The organism is Viridibacillus sp. NPDC093762 (genome assembly GCF_050279675.1).
GTDB lineage: Bacteria > Bacillota > Bacilli > Bacillales_A > Planococcaceae > Viridibacillus.
The window spans coordinates 55,570-68,823 of the sequence record NZ_JBNNUK010000014.1 but is presented as its reverse complement, the minus strand read 5'-3'; the positions used below and the strand labels follow the sequence as shown (position 1 = coordinate 68,823).

Genomic DNA, 13,254 nt, shown 5'->3' with positions numbered 1-13,254 from the left:
ATAGTTATGCACTTCCGCTAAAGAATTATTCATTCTCTTTGTAATCATATGCTAGATTGTGAATTACTCTCTTTACAAACTCATCGATTTTACTGTCTAAGCGACACTTAGGGTATACGAGCTGAATCTTTCGAGTTAGCGTAATATCGTTCAATTCTTTTTTGAGTAAAGTTCCTGATTTTAGTTCTTCATCCATTAGAGCAACAGAGATAAAGGCTAACGTTTTGCCATAAGTTAACATCTTCTTAATGGTACTTACTGAATCTAGTTCAATTGTGTAGATAGATGGAGCGAAAGGTTCTAACCATTTTTCGATGAAATGATTAGTTGAACTTGAAGAAGTGTGTAATAATATTTTACTTTTAAGGACATCTGATTTTGAGATGTCCTTTTTTGTTGCAAGTTCGTGTGTGGGACTTAATGCAAGAACAAGTGAGTCTTCACCAATAGTTTCGTAAATGAGTGTTGGATCCTCTTGTTTTGTTTCCATTATAAGTCCGAAATCTAACTCTTGAAGTATTAATTTCTTTTCGATTTCAGGAGCTGTTTTTACTTCTAGAGAAATACGTATATCTGGATAAGCTGTGGAAATCTGATCAATGATATCAGGCATGAAAATATGAGCGGGAAGCCCGCTAGCACCTAGCCGAATTGAACCGAGATTACCCTCAATTATGTTTTCAAAGAATTGATTCATGTCTTTTTGTAGCTGTACAATTTGACGTGCATAGTGATAGAGTCCTTCACCCGCCTCAGTTAAACGATAACCCCCAGCATTTGTACGGAATAATCGTACACCATATTCCTCTTCTATTGAACGAATATGAAAGGAAACAGTAGGTGCAGTAATGCCTAGCTCTTTAGCGACAGGAGCTAGCTTTTTTAAATTCACGAGCAAGCAGAATGCCTGTAATTTGAGATTATGCATTTTATCCTCCTAAAGTAAATTAGATAAACTCTTGCATTAGTTTTAGTATATTAGAGTTTTTTTAACGAATTGTTAATACTAGGTTAATATTTCCTAAATATCTGGACCTTATAGTGGTTATAGACGAGGAGGGCATTATGAAAATCTCGATTACGAATATAGAAAAGAAGTATGGGAAATCTCAAGCACTCTGGCCGATTAACGTAGAACTAAACAGTAAATTTGTAACAATTTTAGGTCAATCGGGTTGTGGGAAGACGACGTTATTGAAAATACTAGCTGGTTTAGAGAAGCCAACAAATGGTGAAATCAGATTTGACGAAACAGTTATCTATTCTTCAGATCTTCGAAAGAATGTTAGACCAAATAAGCGTAATATCGCAATGGTCTTTCAAGATTTTGCACTTTGGCCACATATGACTATTTTTCAGAACATTGCTTTTGCATTAAAGGGGCTATTGCCCAAGTCAGAAATTAAGGAACGAGTAGATCATGTTATGCGATTGGTGAAAATGGAGGGATTTGAGAAACGTAAGCCCGGCGAATTATCAGGTGGACAGCAGCAACGTGTGGCACTTGCTAGGGCTCTTGCAACAAATCCAAAGTTAATCCTATTTGATGAACCTTTATCAGCTTTAGATGCAGTTCTTCGAGAGAAGATGCAAGAAGAGATTATGCATATTATTCATGAACTAGATTGCCAAGCTATCTTTGTCACACATGATCAAACAGAGGCTATGACAATGTCTGATCAAATTATCGTGATGGAGGCAGGGAGAATTGAACAGGTAGGTTCACCACAAGAAATCTATCATTCTCCAGCTACACCTTATGTGGCTGATTTTATCGGAAAAGTAAATTGGGTAGATAAAGGTAGCCGTATTGTTCGTCCCGAAGGAGTTTCAAGACATTCACAATTAGGAACTATAGCAAAACAAGCAAAAATAGTAAAAAGTACTTTTATTGGAGATCGATATTTAGTTCAAGCAGAAGTTGAAGGCAATCAATGGAGCTTTTACGAAAGCGCTCCACTCGAAAAGGGAAAACAGCTTAAAGTTTTTATAGATGAAAAACAAATTTATAAACTGGAGGGATTACATTGAAGAAACGTAGTTTAAAAATGATAGCAACAGTTGGAACACTTTTGACATTAGCATTAGCAGGGTGCGGAAATAACGACACAACAGCAAATAATGGCGAATCAAGTGCACAGTCGAAAGAAAACAAAACATTAACAGTTTATTCTGCAGGGCCAGATGGTTTAGCAGCAAATGTTCAACAGGCATTTGAAGAAAAAACAGGAATGAAGGTAGAGATGTTCCAAGGAACAACAGGGAAAATTTTATCTCGCTTAGAAGCAGAGAAAACAAATCCTGTTGCAGATGTTGTCGTATTAGCTTCAATAGCTTCAATGGATGGGATGAAAGAAGCCAATCAACTTCAAAGTTATAAAGACGCTGAAAATGCAGATAAAATCAATAGCGATTGGTCGGACGCAGAAGGCTATTACTATGGCTACAGTGCATCAGCCTTAGGAATTGCTTACAATACGAAAAATGCAAAAACAGCTCCGAGCGAATGGTCTGATTTAGCGAAAGCTGAATGGAAAGATAAAATCAATATTCCAGATCCAAGTCTGTCAGGTTCAGCTGTTGATTTTATCTATGGATATACGGAAGCAGAAAAAACTGGTTGGGACATTATTCAATCATGGAAAACAAATGGTTTACAAGTAAATGGTGCAAATAAGGAAGCGTTAGATTCAGTTATAACTGGAGATAAAGATGCAACAATTTCTGGAGTAGATTACATGGCTTATAAAGCAAAAGCAGATGGGGAGCCTGTAGAAATTGTTTACCCGAAAAGTGGAACAGTTGTCAGCCCACGAGCAGTTGGAATTATGAAAGATGCTAAAAATGTAGATGGAGCTCAAGCATACGTTAATTTTTTACTTTCAGATGAAGGTCAAAAGCTAGTAACAGATGCTTATTTACTTCCGGGGAACAAAGAAATTCCAGTGAAGGATCGTGCAGCATTGGATGAAATCCCTCAACTAACTGTGAATTGGAAAGGTGCAGAGACAAAGCAAATCGATATTTTAACGAAATTTAATGAGATTTTCCAATAATAATTTAAGAGCTGAGACATGTTTCTCAGCTCTTGTTTTTAAAGGAAGGAATGAAAGCTCGATGATTATGGAAGGTAGACGAACTTTTGGAGCATTACTAGCCATTGTTGGGACGTTTGCTATCGCGCCATTATTAGCAATTCTATATTATACATTTGTTGATGGCGGACAATTAGATTTTTCGCAGATTAGTAGAATGTTTGAAAATGATAGAATGTGGCATACGTTAGGTAACTCTTTATTATTAGGTGTTTTAGTAATTTTGGGTACTACGATTATAGCTTTACCAATGGCGTTAATTCGTACGAAAACTAGCCTAATCACATTTGATTGGTTAGATATTATTCTAACGATTCCCTTTATGACACCTCCTTATATTGGGTCAATGGGCTGGATATTGTTTATGCAGAATAATGGTTTTTTGCAACAATTAATGCCCAGTGCATCATGGATGTCAGATTATTTCTTCTCTCTGTTTGGAATGGTGATGGTGATGAGCTTGCACCTATTTCCTTTCCTATATTTAATGCTGAGAAATACACTGCTAAGAATTAATGGCTCCTTTCTAGATGCTGCGTTGATATTCGGACGAAACCCGTGGAGAAACTGGGCTAAAATTGTTTTACCATTACTAGTTTCGAGTTACGTACTAGGCATATTATTAATTTTCATAAAAACCTTGGCTGAATTCGGTACACCTGCAACTTTCGGTAGCAGAATTGGCTTTCAAGTTTTTACTACAGAGATCCATTCCTATTTATCAAGATGGCCTGTAGATATTAGTATGGCCACATCACTTTCGTTATTTTTACTTTCTGTTTGTTTAATCATCTGGTACTTCCAAAATCTAATTGGACGAAAAAATACATATAGCGTGTTATCTGGTAAGACGGAAGCTATTCGTGAAATGAAAGATAAGTGGTATATAAAGCTATGCGCATGGCTATATGTAGGAATTGTATTACTGTTTTCAATTGGAATTCCTTACTTCTCAATTATTGTGACATCACTACAAAAGGTACGTGGGGATGGCCTCAGTGCAGGGAATTTTAGTTTGGCTTCTTATCAGGCAGTATTTACAAGTGGTAGTGCAGGATTATCGGCATTTCTGAACAGTATCGTATTTTCATTTATCACAGCTAGTGTTACTGCTGTAATAGGATTATTCATTGCACTTTATATTAAAAAAGGCGAAACAAAAAAACAGCAAGTATTGGATTTCTTTAGCCTTATGCCAAATATTATTCCGGGAATTGTATTTGTAGTAGGTTTGATCATGTTCTGGAACTCACCTTTACTACCGGCTACGATATATAATACGAAAGCAATGGTAGTAGTGACTTATTGTGTACTATTCTTACCGTACTCAGTTCAATATACTAAATCTTCTTTATCTCAATTAGATCAATCCATTTTCCAATCAGCTGCTATTTTTGGACGGAGTAGTTGGGACGTGTATCGTCACATCTTTATCCCATTATTAATGCAAGGAATTCTAGCCGGGATGATGATGACCTTTATTATTTCAATGCGTGAACTTGTAGCTGGATTACTTATTTTGCCACCATCAGTAGAGACAGGTGCAACGTTTATTTACAGCCAGTTTGAACAAGGAAATGTTGGTTTGGGAATGGCAGTTGCTGTTATTACAGTAACTATGACTGTCATCTTCATGTTCTTATTAAATTGGTTACAAAAAAGAGGAGGACATGCGGGTGCTGAAGGTTGAAATTTTAGGGGGAGTTGGCGAGTACGGTCGTAATTGTTTTTTTATAGAAAATGCGGGGCATGCTATTTTGCTCGACTGTGGCATTATGAATAACGCTGAAAAAACGCCTCCTAATTTAACAAAAGATCATGTAGAAAAACTCGATGCTGTATTTATCTCACATTCGCATATTGATCATTCAGGGGCATTGCCGATGCTTGAAAGATGGGACTATAAAGGCGAAATCTTTATGAGTAAAATGACAGCTAGACACTTAAAGCGATCATTTAAAAATACAAAGATTTTTCAACCAGCAACGATTGAGAAGTGGTTGAGAGTTAGTGATTATCTTGAATTTCAGTGGGGCTATAGCGGCCATATAGTAGGGAGTGTTTGGTACAAGATTAGATTTTTTAAGGAGGTGATATTTTTCTCAGGGGACTATGTCATGGATTCCTATTTGTTAAATGCCACTTTACCACAAGAAGATGGAACCAAGTATGATTTAGCTTTAATAGATAGTGGGCATATTGAGAAACAGATTAATAATTTGGAAGTATTACAACAGATTAAGAACTATATCAACGAACAACCAAGTCACCCTATTATTTTCCCGTCTTCTTTTTCAGGTAAAACAGCAGATATTGCCACGTATCTTTTTCAACATACAGAAAGAGAAGTGAACATTGATAAAGAATATTTTTCTTTTTTTGAGGATTACTATAATTCATCAGAAAATATTCGTACACCTAGATATGAAGAAATCTTGAAACCATTTAAGATGGACTGTTTTAGAGAGAGAGTAGAGAGTGAAAATGCAATCTATTTTGTTCCAGAGGTTAATGAGTGGAAAATTGAGGAATTACTACACATATATCCAACTGCAATAGTAATTTTTACAGGTTACACGAAAAAAGATGGATATTTAAAGATACTAGCCAGAAATGAAGCTCAATCGAAACAGTTTTTTTATAAAACACATTTAGACTATCTAGATACATTAGAGCTTTCAAAAACAATCAATGCTACTGATACTATATATTTTCATAGTCGTTTAACAAATATGAAAACTACTTCTACAAAATTAGTAGAAAAAAGGAGGAAATAATATAATGAAAAGTGTAAAGAAAATAGCACTACAGTTATTTATGGCTACTCTTGTTCTTCTGTGTATTAGCGGATTCGGTTCCGCTCAGGTGAGTGCAGCGATTAATCCCGGAAATGAAATTAAATATAATATCAAACCTGATATTTTTATAGAATCTAAGATAATGGATGTCTTTTCAGCAACGAAAAAGGATGAAGTGAAAATTTACTATTTCGATACAGTAAATAAAGCGTTCTTAGGAGCGGACTATAACCATCGTTTACGTGTATATAAAGATAGTAATAAGATAGATATTACTTACAAAAAAAGATTCTTAAACACGCCACTTGATGAAGCAATTGCGATAACACAAGATCATGGTTTCACTGGGAACGAGTCTAATTATAAATTTGAATTAGATATTAAGGGTGGAAAGAAGAATTTTGCGGTAAGCAGAAAAGAGTCATTAAAAGAAACAGCAAAAGTTTCTTTTAACGATGTTAATACTGAAGCAGCAAAAAAACTAATTTTAGATAATGCACCGAAAAAAATTCAAAATTGGGATTCTGAAAGTTGGTACAATAATACATTAGAGCAGTCAGTTGTTTATGGGCCCGCAAAAGCTACAACATATAAGGGCAATTATGCAGGTTACGAGGCAGATATAGAAGTTTGGAATTATCAAGGTGATATTATGGTTGAACTATCAACAAAAGAAGATAATGCTTCAAAAGCTACTGCTATTGAAAAATTATGGCATGATAAGTTAGAAGTTGAGGGTTATCTTAGTGAAGATCAACGTGGGAAAACTGCATTTGTAATGGAGAAGTAAATGCTGTGATTATTAAATGAGTTAGAGCATACAAAAAGGATATAGACTCTTTTCTTTAAAAGAGCTCCATATCCTTTTTAGTTTGCACTAAACACTCATCGAATACATTTATTTGTTTACTGAAGTGTATGACGGACTGATAGCTTAACTACATTCTCATACGATTCAAACAAAATTCTAAATCCTTCTGTATATGTTCTTTCATTAAACGCTCTGCCTCATCACCTTTATGTTGAAGGATAGGGATATAGATGTCATTATGCTCTTCTATTAAAAGAGGGCGTTTATGATAGACAACAGTTTTTTTGGAAAAGGTAAATGATGGACTGCAAGCGGTCAATGATATCAATCATCATTGGATTGTTCGTTGCACCTACGATAATTTGGTGAAATGCATAATTTGCTGTCATGACTTCTTCTGTAGTTCCTGTGCGGCCAATTTCTACACAAGATTTAAGTTTTTCAAGTGCTTCTTCAGTCATATAGCTGGCACTCATGGTAACCATTATTTCTCTTGTTGGACTAGCTGGGGTACTTCTAATTAATTTGTTCATATAATAAAAGGTTTTAAAAATATCGATATTCTATTGATGAAAAAAATATTTATCCAAGGCACTAACTAAGTTAACTTAGTTAGTGCCTTTTTTACGTAGGTTTCGAAGAAGGTGCTGCAACGTATTCATTTCACTCGACTCTTTAATTGCTTTAATTGCGTCACGATAATAATGCTAATGATGACTAGTAAAAACCATGAGCTAATTTTGCCTATTGAAACCAGGGACCAAGTTTGTTCTTGATTTGGGTACTGCCATGCGCCGAAGAATGTCATGATATTTTCAGCAATCCAGATAAAGAAACCAACTAATAAAAATGATAAAATCATTGGCATTTTAAAGACTTTTTCGTTCAATTTATATGTTACTGTTGTACGGAAAAAGATAACTAATAACAATACTTTTAAGACCCAACGTAAATCGTATATATAATGATGAGAAAAAAAATTCATATAAATAAGAATGCTAATACTGTAGACGAAAAATGGCTTTGGCCAGTTGTAAATATGTAAATCTAAACGCCTCCAACTTTGACAAATATAACTTGCTACACTGGCATACATAAAGCCACTATAAAGTGGAACACCAAAAATTTTACTATATGCTTCTTCCGGATATGACCAAGACCCCATATGTACTTTGAATAATTCAAGTCCAAGCCCAATGACATGAAACAAGCAGATGACTTTGAATTCATCCCATGTTTCTAATTTTGAAAGAAGCATAAAAACTTGTGCAGCTAGACAAATGATTAATATAAAATCATAGCGTGGTAAATAGGGAATTCTCAATAAATTTGATAAGGCAAGTGTAGCGAAGATAATGACTGGGAAAATGCATGATATTGCCTGTAAGTATGTGAATTTTAATAATCTTTCCATATAATCACCCTAAAATTGGACGAAATTACATAGGGTTTGGTTCGTATTGATGAATTTATATAGAAGGGCGCATGCAAATTCATTTGAATGCACCATTTAACTATTTATGCATATGATTTAAAGAATGAGTGTATCGTTACAAGGAGGTCATTATGCATTGGGTTACCATTTTACTTATGGGGGTTGCAGCTAATTTAGACAACTTAGGCATTGGTCTAGCTTATGGGGTTAAACAAACAAAAATCCCTATGATTTCAAACGTCACTATAGCGTTTGTGGCGATGGTCATAACGTATATAGCGGTAATTGCGGGTTCTGAGGTGACCAGATATATTTCGACCCATAATGCTAGCCTTATAGGGAGCTTTTTGTTGTGTGGAATTGGGCTATGGACTCTATTGTCCACAAGGTTCAAAAATCAGGAGTCTTTGAAAAATCCTGAAACAATGGATAGAGATATGAATCGAATTATTTCTGTTAGAGAATCGGTGCCGCTAGGGTTGGCTTTATCTGCAAACTGCCTTGCAGGAGGGATAGGGATTGGTGCCAATGGTATTTCAGCAATATGGACAGTTATATCAATTGGTTTATTTTCACTAATTACGATTGGAGTAGGTAACCATTTTGGCTCTTTATTGACCAATACCTTTATCAGCAAATATTCCACGGTGCTTTCAGGATTATTGCTAATCTGTATTGGGATATTTGAGATGTTCATTTGAATACAAGAACGTCCTAAATCTAATTGGATTTAGGGCGATTTTTTATGAGTTTATTTTAATGCTAAATGTAGTTGACGAATACAATTTAAATAAAAGAACTACAAGTCCATTAAATAGAGTAAGAGAATTAATAATAAAATAGTTCCAGTGATTATATAATGTCGCCAATTATTCTTGCCATAAAGAGCTAGACCATTAAGTATTCTTGATACAACAATTAGGAATCCAGTTGCAACTAACCAGGTGAAGGATAAGGTGCTAAATAAGGTTGCAATGCCTAACGCTAAAAAGAAGAAGTGACTTATTGCGAAAAAAGTCAGCGAAATCTTTTTAGAAATACTTATTGTTATATTCTGTTTTAAATTTCCAATAATTAAGGCAACCAACCCAATGATGCATACCATAGAATATAATATTATTATTAAACTACTAACCATTTTCATCCATCCTTTCATATTTATTAAAGGATAGAATATGGGGTTAACCCCACGTCAACCAATTACTTTGTTAGGGGCTGAAGCAATGAAAATTAGTGAATTCATAAAACAGGTGAATACAACAAAGGATACAATCCGCCACTATGAGGAATTGGATTTAGTGAAACCGAAATGGATTAATGGAATGAGGGATTATTCAATAAAAGATATTAATGATTTTCATGCAATTAAGGAAATGCAGTTAATTGGATTTACTTTAAAGGATGTACAAGAAATATTCGATTTAAAGAGAACTGATGGATGCGGGTCAAAAAAGTTAATCCAAGGGCTATTAAATAGCCTTGATCAAGAATTAGAATCCGTACTAAAAGAAGAACAAGAACTTCAATATAAAAAAAATAAAATTACAACAATGATGTTGGAATTAAATCAGTTAATATAATCCCTGTAGAGCATTTTGTAGCGTAGGAGAAAAGTTTTGCAAAATAAAAATGATTTTAATAGTAACAGATTTCAATCATATTCTAATCTCACAATGAGGAGTTGGCAAAATGGAGTTTGGAGTATATACCTTTGCTGATTTAGGAGTCGATCCTCAAACAGGAAAGTTAGGCAATGCAAAGAATCGTTTGCAAGAGGTATTAAAAGCTGCGAAACTTGCGGATGAAGTTGGACTTCAAGTATTTGGAGTAGGTGAGCATCATCGACTGGATTATGTAATTTCTTCAGTGCCAGTAGTATTAAGTGCAATTTCTCAGCAGACAAAAAATATTCAGTTAACAAGTGCAACGACAGTTCTCAGTACTGTAGATCCAGTTCGATTATATGAAGATTTTGCAACGTTAGATTTATTATCGAATGGTCGTGCGGAAATTATGGCAGGACGTGGAGCTTTAATAGATTCATTTCAATTGTTTGGTTACAATCTTGAGCAATATAACGAATTATTTGAAGAGCACCTTGAATTGTTTTTGAAGTTAAATAGCGAAGCGACTATTACATGGAAAGGAAATCACCGTCCCGCCTTATCAAATGCAGAGATTTCCCCACGAGCGACAAATCTCATTCCTGTATGGGTTGGTGTGGGAGGTACACCAGCAAGTGCGAAAAGAGCTGGGCGTTATGGGGTAGGGATGGCAATTGTTATGCTGGGAGATGATCCAAAATGTTTTGTACCTTTAGTAGAGGATTACAGAACAGCTTTTAATGCAGCTGGACATACGAAAGAACAGTGTCAATTAGCTATAACAGGTCATGGTTATTTTACTGAAGATGGAAAGCAAGCGAGAGAGACATTTTATACTTACTTTAATAATTATTGGACATATGTTAACAAACAACGTAATATGTTTTTTCACTTAGATCGTGAAGATTATGATCAAATGACATCCCCAGAGGGCTCATTGTTTATTGGAGAACCAGATGAAATTGTTGAGAAGATATTAAAACAGCATGAATTACTAGGTCATTCTCGCTTTTTAGCACAGCTAGACATCGGTGGGCTACCTTACAAAGAAGTAGCTAAGTCAATTGAATTACTAGGGACTAAAATAATGCCAGTGGTTAATAAGTATATATAAATCTCAAAAGGGCTGTTCCAGCATTATGTGGAGGCAGTCTTTTGGGTTTAATTTATGTTGAATGCATTATTAAAAATAGTTTTCATTAGATAGGGGAAGTAATAATAAGAAGTAGAAGCACTAAATTTAGTAGACATGCTATAATAACTAACAAAGAGTCGGCGATTTAAAAGCTGATGCGAAGGGTATGTTAGCGGTGAATCCGATCTTAAAGTTATTAGGAATTATTATATTTCTTTTTATTATTTTGAAATTTGGCATGTCAATTATGAAATTGTTCGTTACACTTTTATTTTATAAGTATTTTATTATTATCTTCATCATTGCAGGGATTACATTTTTTATCTATAAAACATCGCCATTTAAACAGAAAAATAAATAATAAGACAAAAAAGAAAACGCCTCTGATTAAAAAGGCGTTTCTTTTTCATTTTAATTGTTAAAATAATTTATCAAACCATTTGTAATTCCGTTTGCGGCAGAATTACGGAAAGTAGCCGTTTTTAAAGTTTGTACTTCTTGTAGATTCGTGATGAAACCTAATTCAACAAGGACTCCGATTTGTGGATTTTCTCTTAGTACATATAAATTTTGATATTTGTGTCCACGATTAACCATGTTCGGTAGAGAGTTGCTCATTCCTTGTTTGATATACGAGGCAAGAGTACTGTCTTTACCTTTTGTATATAGGACGCTGAAACCACGAGCTGAAGCTGTAGCAGAATCATGATGAAGACTTATAAAAGCATCAGGCTTCATCATATTTGAAAAGGCAACACGGTCATATAATGTTGGGAAAATATCCGTAGTTCGTGTCATTTTCACTGTAGCGCCTGCAGCTTGCAATTTTGATCGTAAAGCTAATGCAGCTTGAAGATTTAAATCTTTTTCTAGTACGCCGTTAGATACAGCACCAGAATCTGATCCTCCATGACCTGCATCAACTACAATAATTTTACCACTTAAAGAGCCACCTGATGAATTTGTCCCATCATTTGATACTGGTTTTGTAGGTTTAGATTTTGTGATTTTACCGTAGCTACCAGAAACCCAACCTGTTTTACCTGTAGCGTATGTAATTTTAATCCAGTTATTGCTTGATTTATCCAAAATCTTAAATGAACTGCCATATTTAACAGCACTCAATTTTGTTGCAGTTGCGGAAGCGCTTTTACGCACGTTTAAAGAATCAGCTGTAATAGTAAAGTATTTTCCTATATCAGTTGAAGGTACTACTGTCCCTGTATTTGAATTACCATTTGATGAAGTGGTTGTTGGCTTTGTTTTTGTGATTTTACCATAGCCATTACTTGCAGAAACCCAACCTGTTTTGCCTGTAGCGTATGTAATTTTAACCCAATTATTACTAGACTGAGCAAGAATTTTATATGAGCTATTTTTTTTAATTACCGCTAATTTTGTGGAACTAGCTGAAGAACTTTTTCGAACATTTAATGAATCAACTTTTACGGTAAAATATTTACCAACATTAGCAGTTGAAGTTGCTGCTGGTTTTACTGTTGAACCATTGGAACTGCCAGTAGATGTGTTTTTATTAGTCGTAATAGAAACATACGATTTACTAACCCATCCTGTATACTTACTCGTTTTGATTTGTACCCAGTCGTTTTTTTCAGCGATGACTGTTCCTGATGTTCCTTTAGATAACTTACCAAGACTTTTATACGAAGTACCAGCTCCGCTACGAATGTTTAAATTACTTACAGTAGCGACGGCTTTTTTCGTAGTACTTGACGTTGCTGTCGTTGAGACATTCTCAACATACTTAGAAGAAACCCAACCTGTTGTATTGATCGATTTCACTTTTGTCCAAGAACCCTTTGTAGAAATCTTTGTTACCTTATTGCCCTTTTTTAAAACTTTCACAACTTTGTAGTTTGTACTTGGACCTGATCGCATATTGAGTGATTCAGCATTCACTTTCATAGTGACGGTTGATGCAGCGTTTGCTTGTTTTGCACCGACAAAGGAAGGAATGATTAATATGCTACATAGGAGAAGTAAAAACATGAATTTGAATCTAGTATTTTTCATTCTATACCTCCTCATTCGCTATATTAATGCTTATTTAGTAAAAAAGGCGTATTTTAAATGAATCGTGAGAATTTTATATTATTTGTTACTTAAATGTAATAGTTTTTTAATAAAATTAATCTATATATAACTGTTAAAACATTTTCAAATATGATATGTGAAAATGAATCTATATAACCAATTTATTATATTTAAGTGACTAAAGTATTGTTAGTAAGATGGTATTTTTGGTGAGTAAATAGAATCATTTGATTTAAATATTTTTTATGAAAATGTCTATTTTTCTGAAATGATGTAGAAGGTTTGAGAGGCTTTCTGAGGTATTTAAGGCACCTGGAAAAA

12 protein-coding genes are annotated in these 13,254 nt (G+C 34.5%); 8 read left to right on the top strand and 4 right to left on the bottom strand.

What is annotated here, in order from left to right:
• Nucleotides 1-25: 25 nt before the first annotated feature.
• Nucleotides 26-928, bottom strand: coding sequence for a LysR family transcriptional regulator (locus tag ACQKM9_RS16015; protein ID WP_427735359.1), 903 nt, complete (start codon nucleotides 926-928; stop codon nucleotides 26-28).
• A 137-nt stretch (nucleotides 929-1,065) separates the two neighbouring features.
• Between ACQKM9_RS16015 and ACQKM9_RS16010 the strand changes: the two genes are divergently transcribed.
• The 5 genes from ACQKM9_RS16010 (at nucleotide 1,066) to ACQKM9_RS15990 (ending at nucleotide 6,683) form a co-directional block, all read left to right on the top strand.
• Nucleotides 1,066-2,031, top strand: coding sequence for an ABC transporter ATP-binding protein (locus ACQKM9_RS16010; RefSeq protein WP_427735358.1), 966 nt, complete (start codon nucleotides 1,066-1,068; stop codon nucleotides 2,029-2,031).
• Nucleotides 2,028-3,056 carry an ABC transporter substrate-binding protein gene (locus tag ACQKM9_RS16005; protein ID WP_427735357.1) on the top strand — a complete coding sequence of 343 codons (1,029 nt, stop codon included), beginning with the start codon at nucleotides 2,028-2,030 and terminating at the stop codon, nucleotides 3,054-3,056. Before ACQKM9_RS16010 ends, ACQKM9_RS16005 begins: the two co-directional genes overlap by 4 nt.
• Before the next feature lie 61 nt (nucleotides 3,057-3,117).
• Nucleotides 3,118-4,785 (top strand): ABC transporter permease, encoded by a 1,668-nt coding sequence (locus ACQKM9_RS16000; RefSeq protein ID WP_427735388.1) that lies wholly within the window; start codon nucleotides 3,118-3,120, stop codon nucleotides 4,783-4,785.
• The gene (locus ACQKM9_RS15995) at nucleotides 4,772-5,872 is read left to right on the top strand and encodes an MBL fold metallo-hydrolase (RefSeq protein ID WP_427735356.1); all 1,101 of its coding nucleotides are present in this window, start codon (nucleotides 4,772-4,774) and stop codon (nucleotides 5,870-5,872) included. The genes ACQKM9_RS16000 and ACQKM9_RS15995 overlap by 14 nt, the downstream gene beginning before the upstream one ends.
• A 4-nt stretch (nucleotides 5,873-5,876) precedes the next feature.
• A complete protein-coding gene (locus ACQKM9_RS15990; protein WP_427735355.1) occupies nucleotides 5,877-6,683 on the top strand; it encodes a hypothetical protein in 807 nt (268 codons plus the stop codon).
• A gap of 284 nt (nucleotides 6,684-6,967) precedes the next feature.
• Here ACQKM9_RS15990 and ACQKM9_RS15985 read toward each other — a convergent pair whose 3' ends face one another.
• Nucleotides 6,968-7,189: an FCD domain-containing protein gene (locus ACQKM9_RS15985; protein ID WP_427735354.1), complete on the bottom strand. Its 222-nt coding sequence runs from the start codon at nucleotides 7,187-7,189 to the stop codon at nucleotides 6,968-6,970.
• A 173-nt stretch (nucleotides 7,190-7,362) separates the two neighbouring features.
• Complete coding sequence (locus ACQKM9_RS15980; RefSeq protein WP_427735352.1) at nucleotides 7,363-8,118, bottom strand: DUF817 domain-containing protein; 756 nt, start codon at nucleotides 8,116-8,118, stop codon at nucleotides 7,363-7,365.
• A gap of 152 nt (nucleotides 8,119-8,270) precedes the next feature.
• Between ACQKM9_RS15980 and ACQKM9_RS15975 the strand changes: the two genes are divergently transcribed.
• The 3 genes from ACQKM9_RS15975 (at nucleotide 8,271) to ACQKM9_RS15965 (ending at nucleotide 10,857) form a co-directional block, all read left to right on the top strand.
• Nucleotides 8,271-8,840 (top strand): manganese efflux pump, encoded by a 570-nt coding sequence (locus ACQKM9_RS15975; protein WP_427735351.1) that lies wholly within the window; start codon nucleotides 8,271-8,273, stop codon nucleotides 8,838-8,840.
• Between the two features lie 522 nt (nucleotides 8,841-9,362).
• On the top strand, nucleotides 9,363-9,719 hold the full coding sequence (locus tag ACQKM9_RS15970) for a MerR family transcriptional regulator (RefSeq protein ID WP_427735350.1): 357 nt from the start codon (nucleotides 9,363-9,365) through the stop codon (nucleotides 9,717-9,719).
• A 109-nt stretch (nucleotides 9,720-9,828) separates the two neighbouring features.
• Nucleotides 9,829-10,857, top strand: coding sequence for an LLM class flavin-dependent oxidoreductase (locus ACQKM9_RS15965; RefSeq protein ID WP_427735349.1), 1,029 nt, complete (start codon nucleotides 9,829-9,831; stop codon nucleotides 10,855-10,857).
• 432 nt (nucleotides 10,858-11,289) lie between these two features.
• Here ACQKM9_RS15965 and ACQKM9_RS15960 read toward each other — a convergent pair whose 3' ends face one another.
• A complete protein-coding gene (locus tag ACQKM9_RS15960; protein ID WP_427735348.1) occupies nucleotides 11,290-12,912 on the bottom strand; it encodes an SH3 domain-containing protein in 1,623 nt (540 codons plus the stop codon).
• Nucleotides 12,913-13,254 lie beyond the last annotated feature (342 nt).